The organism is Streptomyces sp. 3N207 (assembly GCF_052246355.1).
Taxonomy (GTDB): domain Bacteria; phylum Actinomycetota; class Actinomycetes; order Streptomycetales; family Streptomycetaceae; genus Streptomyces.
On sequence record NZ_JBQQBV010000003.1, the window covers coordinates 445,575 to 466,699 of the forward strand.

Genomic DNA, 21,125 nt, shown 5'->3' on the forward strand with positions numbered 1-21,125 from the left:
GCGGTCAGCCCGGGGGCGGCTCGCCGTCGAGTACGGCGGCGTGGCAGGCGGCCCGGGTGCCCCAAGCGGTGTACAGGGCGCGGACCTTGCGCAGCAGGAGGGTCGGGTCGTACTCGTCCGTGTAGCCCAGGGCGCCATGCACCTGGAGCGCGGTGCGTGCCGCCTGGTAGGCGGCACGCGAACAGGCCGCCTTTGCCGCGGGCAGATCGCGCGGGTCGGCCGCGGCGTCGCCCCGTACGGCAAGCGCCGCGCCGTACAGCAGAGGCCGTGCGAACTCCAGCTCCACGGCAACGCTCGCCAACTGGTGCTTGACGGCCTGGAACGATCCCACCGGCTGCCCGAACTGCCGCCGCTCCCCCACGTACGACACGCTTGCCTCCAGCAGCGCCTGCCCTGCGCCGAGCAGTTGGGCGGCGGTCAGCAGGGTGGCCAGCGCCCGGATCCGCGGCACCTGGGCGGGCACGGCGTCACCGGGCACACAGCGCACCAGATGACGACTCGGATCGACGGAAGGCAACGGCGTCCCCTGGAGCCTGGCGATGGCCAAGCCCCCGTCGACGAGCACGCACGCCACCTCCGCGACATGGGCATCCACCGCGTACCCGGCTTCCGGATCGGCGACGGTTGCCAGTTGGTCCCCTGTCAGGAGACCGGCGAGCCATGGGGAGGCGGGGCTCAGACCCGCAGCCAGGGCGACGGTTTCCACCAGGGGGCCAGGGGCTCCGGCGCGGCCGATCTCCACGAATGCGGAGGCGAGTTCGGGCGGGTACCAGCCCAGGCCGCCGCGCCTCTCCGGGACGGCGAGAGCGGGCAGGCCGGTGTCCGCGAGGGAGCGCCACAGGGCGCGGCCCGGGACGTGGTCGCCCGCGGCCCAGGCGCGGGCGGCCTTGTGGGCGCCCGCGTCGGCGAGCAGGCGGCGGATCGTCGCGGCGTAGCTGCGGTGGTCCCGGTCCGGCAGAAAGCGCATGGCGGTTCAGCGTCCCCGCGGCAGGCCGAGTGCGCGCTCGGCGACGATGTCGCGCTGGATCTCGTTGGTCCCGGCGTAGACCGGACCGGCGAGGGCGAAGATCCAGCCGTCCAGCCAGCCGGACTCCGGCGGTCCCTCGGCGATCTCGGCCGCACCGGGGCCGAGCAGGTCGAGCGCGGTCTCGTGCAGGTCGATGTCGAGCTCGGACCAGAAGATCTTGTTCATGGAGGGCGGAGCAGCCGACTGCTCCCCCGCCCCCGGATCGCCGAAGCCGGCGGAAGCCCCCGACGCTGCCGCGTACCCCGCGAGTTGGTACGCGCGGGCCCGTATCCACGCGTCGGCCACCCGCTCGGCGAGTGCCGTGCCGCCGGGTGCGGCCCGCTCCCGCCACAGTTGCCGCAGCCGTTCGGCGGCGGCGGTGAAGCGGCCCGGCGAACGCAGCGTGAGCCCCCGCTCGTTGCCCGCGGTGGACATGGCGGCGCGCCATCCCTGACCGGGCTCGCCGATGACGTCCGCGTCCGGTACGAAGACGCCGTCCAGGAAGATCTCCGCGAACGCCGGTTTGCCGTCCAGCCGGCCGATGGGCCGTACGGTGACGCCCGGCGCGTCGAGCGGGAACATCAGATAGCTCAGTCCCCGGTGCCGTTCCGCTTCCGGGTCGGTGCGGAAGAGGCCGAAGGCGCGGTCGGCGAACGCGGCACGCGAGGACCAGGTTTTGTGGCCGCTCAGCAACCAGCCGCCGCCGTCGTGTGCGGTGCGTTCGGCGCGGGAGCGCAGCGCGGCGAGGTCGGAGCCGGCCTCCGGTTCGGACCATGCCTGCGCCCAGATCGTCTCCCCGGCGGCCATCGGCGGGAGGATGCGCGCCAGTTGCTCCTCGGTGCCGTGTGCGAAAAGGGTGGGGGCGAGGAGGTTGACCCCGTTCTGGCTGACGCGGCCGGGCGCACCGGCCGCGTAGTACTCCTCCTCGAAGACCAGCCACTCGGTGAGGCTCGCCGCGCGACCGCCGTACTCGCGCGGCCAGGCGACGACCGACCAGCCGCCTTCGTACAGTTCGCGCTCCCAGGCGCGGTGCGCGGCGAAGCCCTCGGCCGTCTCCAGCGAGGGCAGCGGCTCGGCGGGTACGTGCGCCGTCAGCCAGGCGCGGGCCTCGGCGCGGAAGTCCTCCTCTGCGGGGCTGAATTCCAGGTCCATGCTCAGGCCCCGCTCCCGGAGCCGTCCGCGGCCCCCGTCCGGGAATCGGCCCCGTCCCCCGAACCGGCGTCCCGCGCGGGGCGCCCGGCGCCGCGGTCCGCCGCCCGCATCGCGCGTGCGTCCATTCCGCCGAGCGCGTCGGTGCCCGTCTCGGCGTTGTGCGCATGCGCCAGGTGGTGCAGGCCGAACACCGAGTCCAGGCCATGGTGCAGGCCCATCAGGTCCTCGGCCTGGTTGACGGCACGCTTGGTCAGGGCGAGGCCGAAGCGCGGCATCTCGGCGATGCGGGCCGCCAGCGCCTCGGCCTCGGCGGCGAGCCGGGCGCGCGGGACGACGCGGTTGACCATGCCGATCTCGTACGCGCGCCGGGCGGTCATCCGGTCCCCCGTGTACAGGAACTCCTTGGCGACGCGCGGCCCCATCACCCACGGGTGGGCGAAGTACTCGACGCCGGGGATGCCCATCCGTACCACCGGGTCGGCGAAGAAGGCGTCCTCACTGGCCACGATCAGGTCGCACACCCAGGCGAGCATCAGTCCGCCCGCGACGCAGGCGCCCTGCACGGCGCAGACGACGGGTTTGGGCAGCTCGCGCCAGCGGCGGCACATCCCCAGATAGACCTCGGACTCACGGGCGTAGCGGGCCTCACCGCCCTCCTTGCCGACGTGGTCCCACCACAGTCCGGCCTTGCGGGGGAAGGACAGATGCGCATCACGCCCCGGCGTACCGATGTCGTGCCCGGCGCTGAAGTGCTTGCCCGCGCCGGCGAGGACGACGGCGCGGACCGCGTCGTCGTCGGCGGCCCGCCGGAACGCCGCGTCGAGGGCGTAGGTCATCGCGGAGTTCTGGGCGTTGCGGTACTCGGGCCGGTTGAGGGTGACACGGGCGACGGCGCCGACTCGTTCGTACATCACCACTTCCGGGGCCGCTGGGCGGTCGTCGGGCATGCGGGCTCTCCTCGCACGGGGCTGCATCACACGGGGCTGCGCACTCTTCCTTAAGCCGCGCAGGCTTCCCTAACAAGTGTTTGGTAGATTAACGTGGCTCCGCCATCACGTCGAGAGCCGCGAGGGGCCGCCGTATGAGCAGCGCCGCACCCGCCTGCCCGGCACCGCACGGTCTGCTGGCCGGTCGCTCCGTGGTCGTCACGGCGGCGGCCGGGAGCGGGATCGGCGGGGCGACGGCTCGCCGCGTACTGGAGGAAGGTGCCGCAGGCGTCGTCCTCGGCGATGTGCACGAGCGCCGCCTGGGCGAGACGGAGCAGATGCTGGCCCGGGAGTTCGGTCCAGGCCGGGTGGGGGCCGTGCGCTGCGACGTCACCGACGAGGGCGAGGTCGGCGCGCTGCTGGACGCCTGCACAGCGCGCCACGGCCGGATCGACGTGCTCGTCAACAACGCGGGTCTGGGCGGTACGGCAGAGTTGGTGGAGATGACCGACGAGCAGTGGTCCCGGGTGCTGGACACCACCTTGACCGGCACCTTCCGCTGTACCCGCGCAGGGCTGCGTGCCATGCGCGACCAGCCGGGCGACGGCGGTGTGATCGTCAACAACGCCTCGGTCGTCGGCTGGCGGGCCCAGCGCGGCCAGGCGCACTACGCCGCTGCCAAGGCGGGCGTGATGGCGCTGACCCGCTGCGCCGCGCTGGAGGCGGCGGAGTTCGGCGTACGGGTCAACGCCGTCGCGCCCTCCCTGGCGATGCATCCGAACCTGGTCAAGGTCACCACGCCGGAGCTGCTGGCGGAGCTGACAGCGCGGGAGGCGTTCGGACGGTACGCGGAACCGTGGGAGGTGGCCAACGTGATCGTCTTTCTGGCCGGCGACTACTCCTCGTACATGACCGGCGAGACGGTCGCCGTCAGCAGCCAGCACCCATGAGCACCACGGCAGCCGAAAAACCCGACGCGCTCCGGCGGACAATGGACTCATGGTGACGCCGAAGAAGACCGCCCCCGGTGCCGGGCGCCGTGCCGAGCTGCTGGCGACCGCGGCCGAGGTGTTCGCGGAGCTGGGCTACAACGCGACCACCGTCCGCACGATCGCGGACCGCGCCGGGATGCTGGCGGGCAGCCTCTACTACCACTTCGACTCCAAGGAGTCGATGGCCGACGAGATCCTCAGCGCCTTCCTGACCGATCTGTGGGCGGGCTACCAGCGGATCGAGGAGGCCGGGCTGGAGCCGCGCGAGACGTTCGAGGGGCTGGTCGCCGAGTCGTTCCGGCAGATGGAGCGGCACCGTCCGGCAGTCGTCATCTACCAGAAGGAGGCCCGCAGGCTGGCCTCCCAGGAGCGGTTCCGGTATCTGGCCGACTCCCAGGAGCGCTTCCAGAAGCTGTGGACGCGGACGCTGGAGCGCGGAGTGGCCGACGGCAGCTTCCGCAGCGAGCTGGACGTTCCCGTCGCCTACCGGTTCGTCCGCGACACCGTGTGGGTGGCGGCGGTCTGGTTCCGGCCCTGGGGGCGCAAGAGCGCGGCAGACGTCGCCGAGCAGTACACCTCGATGGTGCTCGACGGAATCGCCACCCGTCCGGTGGCCCGATGATCCAAGGAGCGTGACCCGATGTCCCGCGGTGAGGCGTACATAGTCCAGGCGGTCAGGTCGCCCGTCGGCAAGCGCGGCGGGGCGCTGGCCGGAGTGCACCCCGCGGACCTGGGCGCGCACGCGCTGCGCGCGCTGGTGGAGCGGGCCGGAGTGGACCCGGAGGCGGTCGAGGACGTCATCTTCGGCTGCCTGGACACCGTGGGCCCGCAAGCCGGTGACATCGCGCGCACGGCGTGGCTGGCGGCGGGGCTGCCCGAGTCGGTGCCCGGGGTCACCGTCGACCGGCAGTGCGGCTCCTCGCAGCAGGCCGTGCACTTCGCGGCGCAGGCGGTCATGTCGGGCACGGCCGACCTGGTGGTCGCGGGCGGGGTGCAGAACATGTCGCAGGTCCCCATCGGCTACGCCTCCCGCCAGGCGGCCGAACCGCTCGGCCTCACCGCAGGGCCCTTCCAGGGCTCCGAGGGCTGGCGGGCCCGCTACGCTGACGCGCCCGTCGACCAGTTCCACGGCGCGGAGCTGATCGCCGAGCAGTGGGGCATCAGCCGTACGGAGATGGAGCATTGGGCGCTGCGCTCGCACCAGCGGGCGCTGCGCGCCATCGACGAGGGCCGGTTCGAGCGCGAGATCGCCCCCTACGCGGACCACGCGGTGGACGAGGGGCCGCGGCGCGGCACCAGCCTGGGGAAGATGGCGGCCCTCGATCCGCTGGTGCCGGGCGGACGGCTGACGGCGGCCGTCTCCTCCCAGATCTCGGACGCCTCCTCGGCCGTGCTGCTCGCCTCCGAGGAGGCCGTACGCACCCACGGCCTCGTCCCGCGCGCCCGCGTGCACCATCTCTCCGTACGCGGCGAGGACCCGATCCGCATGCTGACGGCCCCGATCCCGGCGACCGCCCACGCACTGAAGCGGGTCGGGATGACGCCGGCCGACATCGACCTGGTCGAGATCAACGAGGCGTTCGCCCCCGTCGTCCTGGCCTGGCTGCGGGAGACCGGCTGCGACCCGGACAAGGTCAACGTCAACGGCGGCGCCATCGCCCTGGGCCACCCTCTCGGCGCCACCGGCACCCGACTGCTGACGACCCTCCTCCACGAACTGGAGCGCTCCGGCGGCCGGTACGGGCTCCAGACCATGTGCGAGGGCGGCGGCCAGGCGAACGTCACGATCATCGAACGGCTCTGACGAACCCGCGGGCAGGCTCCGCGAGGGGGTTTGAGATCGTGAGCCCATGTGTGTCTCCATGGGCCCGGCCGAGTTCTCCGGCACCACGCTGTACATGGGGCGGCTGCACCATTCCGAGCACGGTCCGGTGCACGTCCTCGGCTACCAGAACACCGCCGTCAACCGCGCCGACGGCCCCAACGCCATGCTGCTGCATCTGCCCGCGCGGGGAATGACGCAGGACAACTTCCTGGACGTGGGGCGCAGTTCCGACGTGCTGGAGCGAATGGTGGACGCCGTACGGCCCAGGTCCCGGGCTGCGGGCGGCATGGCCTGGATGGGGTGGGAGCAGCCGGCGTACGGGGTGCAGGTTTTCGAGCACGACATCTACACCGTGCTGCTCGCCTCCGACCCCACCGCGCTGCCTTCCGCGCTCCACCGGGTGCCCGCGCACAAGCGGCCGGCCCTCGACCCGGAGCTGATGCGGTTCTACGCCGAGCGCTATCCCGGGTACGCGATGGCCGTGTGCTGCTTCGACAACACCGAGGCGGCACAGGCCAAGCCGCTGCTGATGTGGTACCCGCCGATCGACCCGGACGTACTGACGGCACCCGCGCTGGACGCCCACACCGGCCGGCCGCCGGGCATGGTGGGGAAGGTTCCGGTCGACCACTGGGTGCTGTACGGCAGCGACGAGGCGCCGCCTGGGTGGGGTGAGCCGGTGGACTACGGCCGCCGCATGCGGCATTCGCTGCGCGGCTTTCTGCCCGGTGAGGTGCGCGGCGAGCACTTTTCCGGGTTGCTGCCGAACGGGGATTTCGCCCTTCGCCATGCGGAGCTGTTGGCTGGTGGCCCGGTGACCAGGGTGGCTGGGCCTGTGGGGTGATGAGGGGGTGCCCCTGCCCGTTGTCCGCAGGCTGCGGGTTGCGTTGTGGCTTTGGGGGCACCTCCCGGCCGGAGGCTGGGGGAGCAGTTTCCCGCGCCCCTTACGGGGCGCCGGTTCTGCGCGGACTCACTCCGCGCCGTACACCGGCTCCGGGTCAGGCGACTCCGCAAGCAAATTGCGAAGCGGAGCGTCCAGTTCCACCGGATCCCAGCGGGCACCCTTGTCCGTGTGGGTGGCGCGGCGCCAGCCGGCCATGACGGTGATCCGGCCGCCTTCCGCTTCGAAGACGCGGCCGGTGATGCCGTCACAGGCGTCGGAGCCGAGGTAGACGACGAGCGGCGAGACATTCTCGGGGGCCATTACGTCGAACCGTCCGTCGGCGGGCGCGGCCATGTCCGCCGCGAAGGTCCGCTCCGTCATCCGGGTGCGGGCCGCCGGTGCGACCGCGTTGACCTGGACTCCGTAGCGGCCGAACTCGGCAGCGGCGACGAGGGTGAGCGCCGCGATACCGGCCTTCGCCGCCGCGTAGTTGCCCTGTCCCACGGCGCCCAACAGCCCAGCGCCCGACGAGGTGTTGACGATCCGGGCCCGCACCGAACGCCCTGCTTTCGACTCGGCGCGCCAGTACCCGGCCGCGTGCTTCATCGGCAGGAAGTGCCCCTTGAGGTGCACCCGTACGACCGCGTCCCAGTCGTCCTCGCCGAGGTTCACCAGCATCCGGTCGCGCAGGAACCCCGCGTTGTTGACCAGCGTGTCCAGTCGGCCGAACCGGTCCAGCGCCGTACGGACCAGCCGCGCCGCTCCCTCGCTGTCGGCCACGTCGTCCGTGCTGACGGCCGCCTCGCCGCCCATCGCCCGTATCTCGGCCGCCACCTGCCCGGCGGGTGTTGCAGCGGTTTCCGCGCTGTCCGTGCCGTCGAGGGCGACGCCCAGATCGTTGACGACGACCCTGGCGCCCGTGCGGGCGAACGCGAGGGCGTGCGCGCGGCCCAGCCCACGGCCCGCGCCGGTGACGATGACGACGCGGCCCTCGGCGGGGCGGTCCTGGGTGGGGGTGGCTCGCTGCTGGGGCATGACGACCTCCGGGCTCAGGATTTGTTGACGTTCGCGGCGTCCAGAAAGGCGGGCCGCTCGCCGCCGCCGTGCACCGCGAGGGAAGCGCCGGTGATGTAGCGCGCGGCGTCGGAGGCCAGGAACACGCAGGCGGCGCCGACCTCTTCGGGCTCCGCCAGCCGCCCCATCGGTACGGTCGCGCTGACGGCCGCGACGCCTGCCTCGTCGCCGTAGTGCAGCTCGGTCAGTTCGGTGCGGGCCATCCCCAGGACGACGGTGTTGACCCGCACCCCGTCCGCGGCCCATTCCATGGCCATCGACCGCGCCAGGTTCTCCAGCCCTGCCTTCGCGGCGCCGTACGCCGCCGTCCCCGGCGACGGACGCCCGCCGCTGACGCTGCCCACCATCACGACGGCGCCACCGCCCGGCTGCCCGCGCATGACGGGGTACGCGGCGCGGGAGAGGTGCAGCGGTGCCAGGAGGTTGAGCTCGAAGATGCGGGCGTGCTGGCGGGGAGCGCCCTCGGACAGCGGGCGATACGGGGTGCCGCCCGCATTGTTGACCAGCACGTCGAGGGAGCCGTGGTCGCGGGCGACGCGGTGGCACAACTCCGCCGCCGCGTCCGGGTCCCGGACGTCGAGAGGGAGATAGCGGGCCCGGCGGCCCTCGGCCGTGAGGGGGTGCGGGGGTGGGTTGCGTGCGCAGACGACGACCTCCGCGCCGTCGCGGAGGAACGCGCGGGCGATGCCCGCACCGACCCCGCGGGTTCCGCCGGTGACGACAGCAACGCTCATGAGTGGGCTCTTTCTTCGGGACGACCGCGCTGCTAGCTTGCACCAAACAAACGTTAGGTGGAAAGGGAAAGGTAGCTGATCCCGCGATGTCTGTCTCCACCTCCACACCACGCGACGGCATCGCAGTGGTGACCGTCGACCACCCACCCGTCAACGCCCTCCCGGTGCAAGCCTGGTACGACCTGGCGGAAGCCCTCACGGCCGCGGGCCGCGACTCCGGCCACCGCGTCGTCGTACTGACCGGCACCGGCCGGGGCTTCAACGCGGGCGTCGACATCAAGGAGATGCAGCGCACCGCGGGCCATGAAGCGCTGATCGGCGCCAACCGCGGCTGCGCTGCGGCGTTCGCGGCGGTGTACGAGTGCGAGGTGCCCGTCATCGCAGCCGTGCACGGCCACTGTCTGGGCGGCGGAATCGGCCTGGTCGGCAACGCCGACGCCGTCGTGGCGACCGAGGACGCCACCTTCGGCCTCCCTGAACTCGACCGCGGAGCCCTGGGCGCGGCCACCCACCTGTCCCGCATGCTGCCGCCGCACCTGGTGCGCCCCCTCTACTACACGGGCCGCACCGTCACGGCCCGCGAACTGCACCAGCACGGCGCGGTGTGGGCCCTCGCAGCGAACCGGCACACCCTGCTGGAGACGGCCCTGGAGCTGGCCGGCCGGATCGCCGTCAAGGACGGGTATCTGCTCCGGCTGGCCAAGGAGGCACTCAACGGGATCGACCCGGTCGATGTGCGCCGCAGCTACCGCTACGAGCAGGGCTTCACCTTCGAGGCCGATCTCGCGGGCGTCTCCGACCGGCACCGGGACGCCTTCGTCGAAGCGCGTGCCGCCGAAGGGAGCTGAGCAGGTGACCGACCTCGACAAGCGGCTCTCGCTCACCGAGTTCGCCGGACGGATCGAGTCCGGTATGACCGTCGGCATCGGCGGCTGGGGCGCGCGGCGCAAGCCGATGGCACTCGTACGGGCCCTGCTGCGCACCGGCGTGAGGGAGCTGACCGTCGTCTCGTGCGGCGGACCCGACGTGGGACTGCTCGCCGCGGCCGGGCGGATCCGCAAGCTGATCGCGCCGTTCGTGACGCTCGACTCGGTGCCGCTGGAGCCGCACTTCCGCACCGCCCGCGAAACGGGGGCCCTGGAGTTCGAGGAGTGGGACGAGTCGATGTTCCTGTGGGGGCTGACGGCGGCGGCGCACCGGCTGCCGTTCATGCCCGTACGCGGCGGACTCGGCTCCGACATCCCGCGCCGCAACCCCCGGCTGCGTACGGTCACCTCGCCGTACGCGGACGGCGAGGAGCTGCTGGCGGCACCCGCGCTGACGATGGACGTGGCGCTGGTGCACATGAACCGCGCCGATGTACGCGGCAACGGACAGTCGCTGGGTCCCGACCCCTTCTTCGACGACCTGTTCACGGAGGCGGCCGAGCGCGCCTATCTCTCGTGCGAACACGTCGTCGACCGCTTCGCCGGGCCGCCGCAGTCGCTGCTGGTGCAGCGGCAGAACGTCACCGGTGTGCTGCATACCCCGCGCGGCGCGCACTTCACCAGCTGCGCCCCCGACTACGGGCGCGACGAGGCGTTCCAGCGCACTTATGTGCAGGCCGCCGGGGACCCGGACAGCTGGCGGGAGTTCGAGGCACGCTACCTGGCCGGGGGCGAGGACGCCTATCAGCGCGCTGTCGACAGCCACTTGCGGAAGGAGGCGACCCCGTGACCACACCAGGCACCGCCACCTCAGGCACCGCCACCCGGGCCGAGGTCTGTGTCGTCGCCTGCGCCGAGGCGTGGCGCGGCGACGGCGAGGTGCTGGCCGCGACGGCGGGCACCGTCCCCACCCTGGGCGCCCGGCTGGCACGGCTGACGTTCGGCCCGCAGCTGCTGCTGACCGACGGCGAGGCGATGCTGCTGAGCACGCCGGAGGACCACGCGCCGATCGAGGGCTGGCTGCCGTACCGCAAGCACCTCTCCCTCGCCGCGCGCGGCAAGCGGCACATGATGATGGGCGCAAGCCAACTCGACCAGTACGGCAACCAGAACATCTCCTGCATCGGCGACTGGGCGCGCCCGAAACGGCAGCTGCTCGGCGCGCGCGGCGCCCCCTCCAACACCGTCAACCACCCGGTCTCCTACTGGGTGCCCCGGCACTCGCCACGGGTCTTCGTCCCCCGCGTGGACATGGTCAGCGGTGTGGGCTTCGACCGGGCGGCCGAGGCGGGCCCGGTCGCAGCGCGGTTCCACGGGCTGCGCCGGGTCGTCACCGATCTGGCGGTGCTCGACTTCGCGACACCCGACCACCGGATGCGGCTGGCGAGCGTCCACCCGGGCGTCACCGTCGCACAGGTCCGCGAGCGGACGGGGTTCGAGCTGGCGGTTCCCGGCCGGGTGCCCGTCACCCGTGAGCCGACCGCCGACGAACTGCGGCTGCTGCGCGACGTGCTGGACCCGCACGGCGCCCGCGACCGCGAGGTGCGCACATGACCCCCCGCCCGGAACCGGCCGATCCGCCGCATTCCCCGCTCCGCACCGCGCTCACCTCCCTCGTCGGCGTACGCCACCCCCTCGTACAGACCGGCATGGGCTGGGTGGCCGGCCCGCGGCTGGTCTCCGCAACGGCCGAGGCGGGCGCGCTGGGCATCCTGGCGTCGGCGACCATGACGCTGCCGCAACTGCGCGACGCCGTACGGGAGGTGAAGTCCCGCACGGCTGCCCCGTTCGGCGTCAACCTGCGAGCCGACGCGGGCGACGCGGCCGACCGGGTGCGGCTGCTCATCGACGAGGGAGTGCGGGTCGCCTCGTTCGCGCTGGCTCCCTCCCGGGAGCTGATCGGGCAGCTCAAGGACGCGGGGGTCGTCGTCATCCCGTCCGTCGGTGCCGTACGGCACGCACAGAAGGTCGCCGAGTGGGGCGCGGACGCGGTCCTGGTGCAGGGCGGCGAGGGCGGCGGACACACCGGGCAGATCGCCACCTCCGTGCTGCTGCCGCAGGTGGTGGACGCCATGAGGGGTGCCTCCATCCCCGTTGTCGGCGCGGGGGGCTTCCACGACGGGCGCGGGCTGGCCGCCGCGCTCTGCTACGGCGCGGCGGGCGCCGCCATGGGCACCCGGTTTCTGCTGACCCGCGAGTCGACGGTGCCCGAGGCGGTGAAGGCCCGCTATCTGGCGGCCCAGGTCAGCGACATCACCGTCACCACGAAGGTCGACGGGCTGCCGCACCGGATGCTGCGCAGCGAGATGGTCGCGGCCCTGGAGTCCGCCGGCAGAGTCGCGGCGCTGCTGCGTGCGCTGCGCCATGCAGCCGCGTTCAAGACGTACTCGGGCATGTCATGGGCGGCGATGCTGCGCGACGGCCGGGCCCTGCGGCACGGGAAGGACCTGTCCCTGGGCCGGGTGCTGCTCGCCGCCAACACCCCGATGCTGCTCAAGGCCGCCATGGTGGACGGCCGGACGGACGCCGGAGTGATGGCGGCGGGGCAGGTCGCGGGGGTGATCGACGATCTGCCGAGCGTCGCCGAGCTGGTGGAGCGGACGGTCCGGCAGGCGGCGGCCCTGCTGAGAGAGCTGGGTGCGCGGGTCAGCGATCCGCCCCCGGCCGCGTGACCGCCGGCTCCTCCCGGGCCTCCATCAGCGCGAAACCCAGCAGATTGGCACCGCGCCAGCGCTCCGGGTCGGCAGCACGCTCGTCGTCGGCCGCCAGCCCGATGCCCCAGACACGGTCCAGCGGGCTGGCCTCCACCAGCACCCGCCCGGCCGTCCCCAGCAGATACTTCCGCAGCCGGGCGTCCTGCCCGAACTTGGCGGAGTTGGCCCGTACGACGATGCCGTACCGCTCCCGGGCCCAGGTCTCCTCGTCGAAGCCGCGCACCTGACGGCCGAGTGCCTTGGCAGCGCCCGGATGCGGTGCCGCCAGCACGCGCTGCTCCGTCTCCGCGTCACCGAACAGCCGCGCCTTGCCGGCCATCATGAAGTGCTCGGCGCTGGCGTACTCCACCCCGTCCACCGTGAACCGGGCGGGCCACCACTGGCTGAGGCAGCCGGGACCGACGCCCCCGCCCCTGGGCGGCCGGTGGCCCCAGAAGAACAGGTACTTCACCCGGTGGCCCCTCCGCACTATCCCGCACAGCTCATTCCGGTCCCGCGCGGCGGTTCCGTTCGCAGCCGTCCCGCTCATCGCTCCCCCTCCCGTCGGCGCCCCTCTCCCCGCACCCTTGCAGGAGGTCACCCGCACGGACCAGCGGTTTTCGCCGGTCACCCCTCCGGGTGGCAGTCAGGCCCGTACGGCGCAGCCCGACGGCGCGTCTCCCGCAAACCGATGCCAAGACTGGCAGCAGAGCGTTCGTCGTACGAGCGCGCCGGACCCTTCGTCGGGCGGCCACGCACGCGCCTGACGCCTCGCAGCCGGAGGACGTATGGCCAGCAGGAAGAACCTCGTCGTCAACCGGACAGCCCTCGCCCACAAGACCCGGTACGCCCTGGCCCACCCGCAGCGCGTCCCCGGCTACCTCCGGCGTGCGGGCCGGGACAGGTGGCTGGCCTTCAAGCACCGTGACCACGTCAGCTATTACCGCGCGGTGATGGCTTCGGACACCCGGCGCAGCCCGGACGCCGCGGTCGGCAGCCCGACGCGGGAGGAGTGGCTGAGGCTGGGCCTGCTCCAGTTCGACTATCTGCGCAAACACGGTCTGACGCCCACCGCGCGGATGCTGGACATCGGCTGCGGCAACCTCCGCGCGGGCTGGCGCTTCATCGACTATCTGGAGCCGGGCAACTACTACGGCATCGACATCTCCCCCGATGTGCTGATCGCCGCGAAGCAGACGCTCACCGGCCGGGGCCTGCAGACCAAGCTGCCGCATCTGACGCTCACCCACGATCTGACGCTGGACTTCCTGCCCGACGCGCACTTCGACGTCGTCCACGCGCACAGCGTCTTCTCGCACTCGCCGCTCGACGTCATCGAGGAGTGTCTGGCCCACGTGGGCCGGGTGCTCGCCCCGGGCGGCTACTTCGACTTCACGTTCGACCGCACGGTCGGTACCGAACACCACGTGCTGCGCGAGGACTTCTACTACCGCACCGAGACGCTGACGGGGCTTGCGGAGCGGCACGGTCTGAGCGCCCGCTTCATGAACGACTGGGAGCTCCTGGGCCACGGCCAGTCCAAGATCCGTGTGATGGCGGAGCCCGTCCCGGCCTCGCCGTCTGTTCAAGTATGACTGCTCGGAGGGGCTCTCGTCACCGTCTCCCAGGACGATATCCGGCGCGGAAACGGCTCCTAGAGTCGCTGCCATGACCGCACGCGAACAGCACTCCGAACTCAGCCACGAACTGATCACCATGAAGGCCGCGGACCAGGCCGCCGCGCCCAGGGCCAACAGCGACGACCCGGCTCAGCAGCTCGCCTGGCGGCGGCTGACCGCGCAGCACGGCGACCGGCTGCGCACCCTGCTGGAGCAGCACGGGCACTGGCCGACCGCCGAAGAGGTCGGCGAGGAAGCTGCCCTGGGTGCCTGGCTGGTGGCCCAGCACGCGGACCGGCAACTGGACGTGCAGCGGCTGGCCCTGCACCTGCTGGAGCAGGCCGTCGAGGACGGCACCGCGGGACCGGAGGGCTGCTCCCGGCTGGCCTTCCTCCGCGACCGGCTGCACGTCAACGCGGGACTGCCGCAGCGCTACGGCACCCAGATCCAGGGCGTCACCGCCGACGGGGCGCCCATTCCGTGGCCGGTCGAGGACGCGGAGCAGCTGGATGCCTACCGCGCCGAGGCAGGCATCCCGCCGTTCGCGGAGTACACAGCGCAGCACGCGCCGAAGAGGTGACCCCCGGCCGCGCCGTACCAAGGCTCAGACGGTGAGCACGACCTTGCCGAACAGGTCGCCGCCCGCCATCTTCTCGAAGCCCTCGCGGGCCCGGTCCAGCGGCAGTACGGAGTCGATGACGGGCCGTACGCCCTTGGCGGCGCAGAAGCTCAGCAGCCCGGCCAGCTCCTCCTTGGTGCCCATGGTGGAGCCGACCACCTTCAGCTCCAGGAAGAAGATCCGGTTCAGCTCGGCGGCGGGCGGGTTCGGGCCGCTGGTGGCGCCGGAGATGACGAGAGTGCCGCCGGGGCGCAGCGACTTGACCGAGTGCGACCAGGTGGCGGCGCCCACCGTCTCCAGTACGGCGTCCACCTTGTGCGGCAGCCGGGCGCCCGCTTCCAGGGCGGCCTCAGCGCCGAGCTCCAGCGCCCGCTTCCGCTTGGACTCCTCACGGCTGGTGGCGAACACCCGCAGCCCCGCGGCGGCCCCCAGCACGATGGCGGCGGTGGCCACACCGCCGCCCGCACCCTGCACCAGCACGGAGTCGCCGGGCCGGACAGCGGCGTTGGTGAAGAGCATCCGGTACGCGGTCAGCCAGGCCGTCGGCAGACAGGCCGCCTCCTCGAAGGAGAGTGCCTTCGGCTTCGGCAGTACATTCCACTGCGGTACGGCCACCCGCTCGGCGAACGTGCCCTGGTAGCGCTCGGTGAGGATCGACCGGGGCTCACGCGGACCCACCCCGTGTCCGGTCTGCCCGATGACGGAGTGCAGCACGACCTCGTTGCCGTCGTCGTCGATCCCGGCCGCGTCGCAGCCCAGGATCATCGGCAGCGACTCCTCGCCGAGCCCCACACCGCGCAGCGACCACAGGTCGTGATGGTTGAGCGACGCCGCCTTCACCGCCACGGTCATCCACCCGGGCGGCACCTTCGGCTCCGGCCTGTGCCCCAGCTCCAGGCCGCTGAGCGGCTCTTCCTTGTCGATACGAGCGGCGTAAGCAGCAAACATGCCCCGACGCTACGCCGCTCCCGCACTCCCCCGACAGACCAACCGGCCTGTGAGCGACCCATCTCACGCCGTCAGCGCACCGCCCGGGGGCGCGCCCGCCCCCGGGTGGGCTCAGTCACTCAGTGGCAGCGCGTCAGCCAGGGTGCGCCACTCCTCGCGGGGGAGGTCGGTGCCGATGCCGGGGGTGACCACCTGGAGGGCCACATGGTCGGCGCCGGCGGTGAAGAACTCGTCCACGCGGGCGCGGATGGCCTCCGCGTCGCCGATGGCGACGACCGCGTCGATGAGGCGGTCACTGCCGCCGTCGGCGAAGTCGGACTCGGCGAAGCCGAGACGCAGCAGGCTGTTCCGGTAGTTGGCCAGGGCCAGATAGAAGGAGAGGTAGTCGCGCGCTGTGGCGTAGGCCGCGGAGCGGTCGGCGCCGGGGCGCTGGAGGATGACCTTCAGTTCGGGGGCGAGCAGCGGGTCGGCGCCGAGGATGTCGCGGGCCTCGGCGGTGTGCGCGGCCGTGACGAGATAGGGCAGGGCGCCCAGCGAGCGTTCGGCCGCCAGCTGGAGCATCTTCGGGCCGAGCGCCGCCAGCGCGCGCCCCTCGACGGGCACCGGGTGCGGCGCGTTGTCGAGTACGTCGAGGTAGGAGCGCATGGCCGAGTAGGGCCGGTCGGCCAGCGGATGGTCGAGCGTGTGGCCGCTCTGCGCCTCCGCGTGGCTGACGCCGAGGCCGAGCAGGAAGCGGCCGCCGTACTCCTCCGTCAACTGGGCGTGCCGCGCGGCGACCTCGGGGGCCGCGTGCTGCCAGATGCTGAGGATGCTGGTGCCGACCGTCGCCCGCGAGGTGGCGGCCAGCAGCTGGTGCGCCATGTCGGGCGAGGGGCTGCCGCCGATCCAGAGGGTGCGGTATCCCAGCTCCTCCAGTTCGGCGGCGGCCTCCTCGACCTGGGGCCGCCGTGCCGTGTCTTCCGTACGCAGCGCGGCGGCCCAGATGCCGACCCTGCCGAGATGTGCGTTGTATGCCATGGCCGACACAGCATCACATCGCAGCCTGCTATTCCAGGAACGACAGCTGGCGGCGCAGCACGGATCGCCGCGGCCCGGCCGTCGGCTACAGCACCTTCGACAGGAACGACTTGGTGCGCTCGTGCTGCGGGTTGCCCAGCACTTCCTTGGGGTCGCCGGACTCGACGACGACGCCGCCGTCCATGAACACCAGCGAGTCGCCGACCTCCCGCGCGAAGCCCATCTCATGGGTGACGACGACCATCGTCATGCCGTCCCGGGCCAGTGCCTTCATCACGTCGAGCACCTCGCCCACCAGCTCGGGGTCGAGCGCGGAGGTGGGCTCGTCGAAGAGCATCAGCTTGGGGTCCATGGCCAGCGCCCGTGCGATGGCGACGCGCTGCTGCTGGCCGCCGGAGAGCTGCGCGGGGTAGCTGCCCACCTTGTCGGCCAGCCCCACCCGGTCCAGCAGCTCGATGGCCCGCTTGCGCGCCTCGACCCGCGGGGTCCGCTTGACCTGGACGGGCGCCTCCATCACGTTCTCCACCGCCGTCATGTGCGGGAAGAGGTTGAAGCGCTGGAAGACCATGCCGATGTCGCGCCGCTGGGCCGCGACCTCGCGGTCCCGCAGCTCGTAGAGCTTGCCGCCCTTCTCGCGGTAGCCGACGAGCGTGCCGTCGACGTACAGCCGGCCGGCGTTGATCTTCTCCAGGTGGTTGATGCACCGCAGGAAGGTGGACTTGCCGGAACCCGAGGGTCCGACGATGCAGAAGACCTCGCCGGTCTTCACCTCCAGGTCGATGCCCTTGAGGACCTCGACGTGCCCGAACGACTTGCAGACGCGTTCGGCCTTGACCATCGTGCTCATGCGCCGACCCCTCCGGCTCCCTGTGCCCCCGAGCCGGTGCCGCGGCTCATGGAAAAGACGTTCTTGCGTATGCGCTGCCACGGGGTGTCGGGCAGCTGGCGGAGGGAGCCGCGTGCGTAGCGCCGCTCCAGGTAGTACTGGCCCACGCTGAAGACGCTGGTGACGACGAGGTACCAGATGGTGGCCACCAGCAGCATCTCCACCACCGCACTGGAGTTGTTGCCGATGTTCTGCGCCTTGCGCAGCAGTTCCTCGTACATCACGACGGAACACAGCGAGGAGGTCTTCAGCAGGTTGATGAACTCGTTGCCGGTGGGCGGCACGATCACCCGCATCGCCTGGGGCAGCACGATGCGCCGCATGTTCTGTCCCTGGGTCATACCGAGCGCCTGCGACGCCTCGGTCTGGCCCTCGTCCACCGACTGGATGCCGGCCCGGCAGATCTCCGCCATGTACGCGGCCTCGTTGAGGCCGAGGCCGAGGAGCGCCGCCATGAACGGGGTCATGACGTCGGTCATCTCGTCCTTGTAGATGGGCATGATGTTGAAGACCGGGAAGATCAGGGCGAGGTTGAACCACAGCAGCAGCTGCACATAGACAGGCGTGCCGCGGAAGAACCAGATGTAGCCCCAGGCGACGGACGAGGTCACCGGGTTCTTCGACATCCGCATGACCGCGAGGACGATTCCCAGCACCAGCCCGATGAGCATCGACAGCACGCTGACGACCAGCGTGTTCCTGACGCCTTCGAGGATCTGGTCGTTGAAGAAGAAGTCGCCCACCGCCTGCCAGCGCAGCCCCTCGGCTGTGGCGAAGGCGCGTACGAGCAGCGCCAGCAGCCCGAGGACCACGACGGCGGACACATACCGTCCGTAGTGCCGTACGGGTATGGCCTTGATGGCCTCCGGCGCTTCCTTCGACGGGGGCTCCCCGCCGGCGGGGGTCTTGTCGGTGATGGGTGGTGTCACGGGGGCTTGCCTCTCAGCGTCCTCGGCGTCGTGCGGGGTGCTTCTCGTGGGGGCCTTCGCGGGTGGCTCAGGTACCGGCGTTGATCGTTACCTTCTTCACGCCGCCGTCCTGGACGCCCCACTTCTCCAGCGCCTTCTTGTACGAGCCGTCCTTGATGATCGCGTTCATGGCGGCCTGGAGCGCTTCGCGGAGCTTCTTGTTGTCCTTGCTGACGGCCATGCCGTAGGGGGCCGACTGCATCTGCTCGCCGACGACCTCGAAGTCGGCACCGGACTTGGCGGCGTTGGCGGCGACGGGGAAGTCGGAGATGTCGGCGACGACACCGCCGGCCTTCAGCCGCACCCGGGCCTCGTCGTCGGTGTTGTACGGCTCGATGTCGATCTTCTTCTTGCCCTCCTTGACGCACTTCTTCGTCTGCGCCTTGAGGATCTCGTGCGAGGTGGTGCCACGCTGGGTGGCCACCTTCCTGCCGCACATCTGGTCGACCGAGTCGATCTTCTCCGGGTTGCCCTTCTTGACCAGGATCGAGGAGCCGGCGGAGAGGTAGTCGACGAAGTCGACACCCTTGCCCGCCTTCTTGCCCTTCTCGTCCAGGCCCTCCTGGCGGTCCTTGGTGTCCGTCATCGCGGACATGATCATGTTGAAGCGGCCGGTCTGCATGGAGGTGATCAGACCGTCGAAGGTGCCGTTGGTGAACTGGAAGCGGACGCCGAGCTTCTTGCCCATCGCATGGGCGAGGTCCGGGTCGAGGCCGACGATGTCGGCCCCCTCCTTGTACTCCATGGGCTTGTACGCGGCATCGGTGCCGACCTTGATGACGCCCGCGCTGCGGATCTTCTCCGGCAGCATGGCGTTGAGCTTGCCGCTCCCGCCGCCCGAGCCGCCGTTCGCGCCCGCTGTCTGGTCACCGCAGCCGGCCAGCAGCAGGGAGCCACCGACCGCGAGGGCGACCGGCACGATCGCGGCGCGGCGCCTGGCCACACGTGCGGCCCGGCCGGCGGTCATGAGCCTGCTTTCGGTCATGGGCGGGTCCTCCTGAGGTGAGGGGGAAGCCGTGGGGTCGGGCACACACCTTCGGATGTCGCGACCGTGTCCGACGGATGAACAGATGAACGATGGGGGGCATCTTGCCATCCGGACAAGCGGCAGCAGGACGCCTCCGAGGTCAAAATCGGATAACGGATATTCGACTCCGATTACAGGGCACGTCGAAAGGTCGTAAAGGGGGCGGACAGCCGGAGTGCCGTCTCTCACACCGCCAAGCTGTCTCACTGTGCGGACTTCGAGTCGGAGTCGAGGCACTTTGTCCCGCATTCCGCCAGCTTGGATATCGGAGCGGCCGGAAGTAGGTCGTCCCCGGCGGCCGGTGTCGGGTAGAAAGGTCGATTACACCCCTCACCCGGGGACCAGGGCGCGTGTGCGGCGCGCCCGGCGTCCGTACCTCCCTCCGGGCCGCGGCCATCCGCCGGCCCGGGAAGCGGACGCGGTGCCCGCCCGTTCCTCACCGCAGGGAGCGGTCACCCTCACACAGATTCGACAAAGGGGTTCAACACAGTGGCAGCGGAGATCGTCAATCAGAAGGACGGGCTGGAGCCGGACGTCATCGATCCGGCGTTCGCCCTGCATCGGGGCGGCAAAATGGCCGTCCAGGCGACCGTGCCGGTGCGGGACGCCGACGACCTGTCCCTCGCCTACACGCCTGGCGTTGCAAAAGTCTGCAGCGCCATCGCCGAGCAGCCCGAACTCGTCGACGACTACACCTGGAAGTCCCAGGTCGTCGCGGTGGTGACCGACGGCAGCGCGGTGCTCGGGCTGGGCGACATCGGCCCCGGGGCCTCGCTCCCGGTCATGGAGGGCAAGGCCATCCTCTTCAAGCAGTTCGGCGGCGTCGACGCGGTGCCGCTCGCGCTGGACACCCAGGACACCGACGAGATCGTGGCGACGGTGGCCCGGCTCGCCCCCTCGTTCGGCGGGGTCAACCTCGAAGACATCTCGGCACCGCGGTGCTTCGAGATCGAGGCCCGCCTCAAGGAGAAGCTGGACATCCCGGTCTTCCACGACGACCAGCACGGAACGGCCATCGTCACGCTGGCCGCGCTGCGCAACGCGGCGAAGCTGAGCGACCGCGCGCTGGGCTCGCTGCGCGCCGTCATCTCCGGCGCGGGTGCCGCCGGTGTCGCCATCGCGAAGATCCTCGTGGAGGCGGGCATCGGGGACGTGGCGGTCTGCGACCGCAAGGGCGTCGTCTCCCGCGACCGCGGCGACCTCACCGAGGTCAAGAAGGAGCTGGCCGGCTTCACCAACAAGGCGAACATCACCGGTTCCCTGGAGGCCGCCCTGGAGGGCGCCGATGTGTTCATCGGTGTCAGCGGCGGCACGGTGCCGGAGGAGGCCGTCGCGACGATGGCCGAGGGCGCGTTCATCTTCGCCATGGCCAACCCGAACCCGGAGATCCACCCCGACGTCGCCCGCAAGTACGCGTCCGTGGTGGCCACCGGGCGCAGCGACTACCCGAACCAGATCAACAACGTGCTGGCGTTCCCCGGCGTCTTCGCCGGTGCGCTCCAGGTCCGTGCCACGGACATCACGGAGGGCATGAAGCTGGCCGCCGCCGAAGCGCTTGCCGCTGTGGTGGCCGACGAGCTCAGCGCCGACCGCGTGATCCCCTCGCCCTTCGACGAGCGCGTCGCCCCCGCCGTCACCTCGGCGGTCGCCGCCGCCGCCCGCGCGGAGGGCGTTGCACGCCGCTAGACCGGAACGTTGGGCCTCCCCCTCTCCGGCGCCCGGTGAGGGGGTGCTCCTGCCCGATGCTTGCGGACTGCGGGTTGTCTGTGGCTAGTGGGGGCACCTCCCGGCCGGAGGCTGGGGGAGCAGTTCCCCGCGCCCCTGACGGGG

22 protein-coding genes are annotated in these 21,125 nt (G+C 71.6%); 11 read left to right on the plus strand and 11 right to left on the minus strand.

Features of this window, described 5'->3' with window-relative positions; genetic code table 11:
• Positions 1-4: 4 nt before the first annotated feature.
• The 3 genes from ACTWP9_RS07495 to ACTWP9_RS07505 are packed head-to-tail and all read right to left on the minus strand — an operon-like array spanning position 5 to position 3,105.
• Positions 5-967 carry an acyl-CoA dehydrogenase family protein gene (locus ACTWP9_RS07495; protein WP_443245187.1) on the minus strand — a complete coding sequence of 321 codons (963 nt, stop codon included), beginning with the start codon at positions 965-967 and terminating at the stop codon, positions 5-7.
• A gap of 6 nt (positions 968-973) precedes the next feature.
• Entirely contained in the window at positions 974-2,158 is a 1,185-nt protein-coding gene (locus tag ACTWP9_RS07500; RefSeq protein WP_443245188.1) for an acyl-CoA dehydrogenase family protein, read from the minus strand.
• 2 nt (positions 2,159-2,160) lie between these two features.
• Positions 2,161-3,105, minus strand: coding sequence for an enoyl-CoA hydratase (locus ACTWP9_RS07505; protein ID WP_443245189.1), 945 nt, complete (start codon positions 3,103-3,105; stop codon positions 2,161-2,163).
• A 134-nt stretch (positions 3,106-3,239) separates the two neighbouring features.
• Here ACTWP9_RS07505 and ACTWP9_RS07510 point away from each other — a divergent pair, with 134 nt between their 5' ends.
• Genes ACTWP9_RS07510 through ACTWP9_RS07525 form a run of 4 tightly spaced genes read left to right on the plus strand, consistent with a single transcriptional unit; the run spans position 3,240 to position 6,745 of the window.
• On the plus strand, positions 3,240-4,034 hold the full coding sequence (locus ACTWP9_RS07510; RefSeq protein ID WP_443245190.1) for an SDR family oxidoreductase: 795 nt from the start codon (positions 3,240-3,242) through the stop codon (positions 4,032-4,034).
• Between the two features lie 49 nt (positions 4,035-4,083).
• The gene (locus ACTWP9_RS07515) at positions 4,084-4,698 is read left to right on the plus strand and encodes a TetR family transcriptional regulator (protein WP_443245191.1); all 615 of its coding nucleotides are present in this window, start codon (positions 4,084-4,086) and stop codon (positions 4,696-4,698) included.
• Positions 4,699-4,716: 18 nt separating this feature from the next.
• Positions 4,717-5,880: an acetyl-CoA C-acetyltransferase gene (locus tag ACTWP9_RS07520; RefSeq protein WP_443245192.1), complete on the plus strand. Its 1,164-nt coding sequence runs from the start codon at positions 4,717-4,719 to the stop codon at positions 5,878-5,880.
• Between the two features lie 46 nt (positions 5,881-5,926).
• Positions 5,927-6,745, plus strand: coding sequence for a hypothetical protein (locus ACTWP9_RS07525; RefSeq protein ID WP_443245193.1), 819 nt, complete (start codon positions 5,927-5,929; stop codon positions 6,743-6,745).
• 126 nt (positions 6,746-6,871) lie between these two features.
• On the opposite strand, the gene ACTWP9_RS07530 is transcribed toward ACTWP9_RS07525, so the two are convergent.
• Positions 6,872-7,819: an SDR family oxidoreductase gene (locus tag ACTWP9_RS07530; protein ID WP_443245194.1), complete on the minus strand. Its 948-nt coding sequence runs from the start codon at positions 7,817-7,819 to the stop codon at positions 6,872-6,874.
• 14 nt (positions 7,820-7,833) lie between these two features.
• Complete coding sequence (locus tag ACTWP9_RS07535; RefSeq protein ID WP_443245195.1) at positions 7,834-8,592, minus strand: SDR family oxidoreductase; 759 nt, start codon at positions 8,590-8,592, stop codon at positions 7,834-7,836.
• 86 nt (positions 8,593-8,678) lie between these two features.
• Here ACTWP9_RS07535 and ACTWP9_RS07540 point away from each other — a divergent pair, with 86 nt between their 5' ends.
• From ACTWP9_RS07540 to ACTWP9_RS07555, 4 genes are read left to right on the plus strand one after another with little or no spacing between them, the layout of a single operon-like run.
• Positions 8,679-9,440: an enoyl-CoA hydratase family protein gene (locus ACTWP9_RS07540; RefSeq protein ID WP_443245196.1), complete on the plus strand. Its 762-nt coding sequence runs from the start codon at positions 8,679-8,681 to the stop codon at positions 9,438-9,440.
• 4 nt (positions 9,441-9,444) lie between these two features.
• Positions 9,445-10,308 carry a CoA transferase subunit A gene (locus tag ACTWP9_RS07545; RefSeq protein WP_443245197.1) on the plus strand — a complete coding sequence of 288 codons (864 nt, stop codon included), beginning with the start codon at positions 9,445-9,447 and terminating at the stop codon, positions 10,306-10,308.
• Positions 10,305-11,072: a CoA-transferase subunit beta gene (locus ACTWP9_RS07550; RefSeq protein ID WP_443245198.1), complete on the plus strand. Its 768-nt coding sequence runs from the start codon at positions 10,305-10,307 to the stop codon at positions 11,070-11,072. The genes ACTWP9_RS07545 and ACTWP9_RS07550 overlap by 4 nt, the downstream gene beginning before the upstream one ends.
• Positions 11,069-12,190 (plus strand): NAD(P)H-dependent flavin oxidoreductase, encoded by a 1,122-nt coding sequence (locus ACTWP9_RS07555; protein ID WP_443245199.1) that lies wholly within the window; start codon positions 11,069-11,071, stop codon positions 12,188-12,190. The genes ACTWP9_RS07550 and ACTWP9_RS07555 overlap by 4 nt, the downstream gene beginning before the upstream one ends.
• On the opposite strand, the gene ACTWP9_RS07560 is transcribed toward ACTWP9_RS07555, so the two are convergent.
• Entirely contained in the window at positions 12,165-12,761 is a 597-nt protein-coding gene (locus ACTWP9_RS07560) for an NADAR family protein (protein ID WP_443245200.1), read from the minus strand. The genes ACTWP9_RS07555 and ACTWP9_RS07560 overlap by 26 nt on opposite strands.
• Positions 12,762-12,999: 238 nt before the next feature.
• Between ACTWP9_RS07560 and ACTWP9_RS07565 the strand changes: the two genes are divergently transcribed.
• Positions 13,000-13,806 carry a class I SAM-dependent methyltransferase gene (locus ACTWP9_RS07565; RefSeq protein WP_443245201.1) on the plus strand — a complete coding sequence of 269 codons (807 nt, stop codon included), beginning with the start codon at positions 13,000-13,002 and terminating at the stop codon, positions 13,804-13,806.
• 73 nt (positions 13,807-13,879) lie between these two features.
• Positions 13,880-14,410: a DUF6624 domain-containing protein gene (locus tag ACTWP9_RS07570; RefSeq protein ID WP_443245202.1), complete on the plus strand. Its 531-nt coding sequence runs from the start codon at positions 13,880-13,882 to the stop codon at positions 14,408-14,410.
• A 24-nt stretch (positions 14,411-14,434) separates the two neighbouring features.
• On the opposite strand, the gene ACTWP9_RS07575 is transcribed toward ACTWP9_RS07570, so the two are convergent.
• The 5 genes from ACTWP9_RS07575 to ACTWP9_RS07595 all read right to left on the minus strand — a co-directional run bounded on the left by ACTWP9_RS07575 (position 14,435) and on the right by ACTWP9_RS07595 (position 19,253).
• Positions 14,435-15,397 carry a zinc-binding dehydrogenase gene (locus ACTWP9_RS07575; RefSeq protein ID WP_443245203.1) on the minus strand — a complete coding sequence of 321 codons (963 nt, stop codon included), beginning with the start codon at positions 15,395-15,397 and terminating at the stop codon, positions 14,435-14,437.
• A 111-nt stretch (positions 15,398-15,508) separates the two neighbouring features.
• Positions 15,509-16,414 (minus strand): TIGR03620 family F420-dependent LLM class oxidoreductase, encoded by a 906-nt coding sequence (locus ACTWP9_RS07580; protein WP_443245204.1) that lies wholly within the window; start codon positions 16,412-16,414, stop codon positions 15,509-15,511.
• Between the two features lie 85 nt (positions 16,415-16,499).
• Complete coding sequence (locus ACTWP9_RS07585; protein ID WP_443245205.1) at positions 16,500-17,261, minus strand: amino acid ABC transporter ATP-binding protein; 762 nt, start codon at positions 17,259-17,261, stop codon at positions 16,500-16,502.
• Positions 17,258-18,217: an amino acid ABC transporter permease gene (locus ACTWP9_RS07590; RefSeq protein ID WP_443245266.1), complete on the minus strand. Its 960-nt coding sequence runs from the start codon at positions 18,215-18,217 to the stop codon at positions 17,258-17,260. The genes ACTWP9_RS07585 and ACTWP9_RS07590 overlap by 4 nt, the downstream gene beginning before the upstream one ends.
• A gap of 79 nt (positions 18,218-18,296) precedes the next feature.
• Positions 18,297-19,253, minus strand: coding sequence for an ABC transporter substrate-binding protein (locus tag ACTWP9_RS07595; protein ID WP_443245206.1), 957 nt, complete (start codon positions 19,251-19,253; stop codon positions 18,297-18,299).
• 531 nt (positions 19,254-19,784) lie between these two features.
• On the opposite strand from ACTWP9_RS07595, the gene ACTWP9_RS07600 reads away from it, so the two are divergent.
• A complete protein-coding gene (locus ACTWP9_RS07600; protein ID WP_443245207.1) occupies positions 19,785-20,981 on the plus strand; it encodes an NAD(P)-dependent malic enzyme in 1,197 nt (398 codons plus the stop codon).
• The last annotated feature ends 144 nt before the right edge of the window (positions 20,982-21,125 follow it).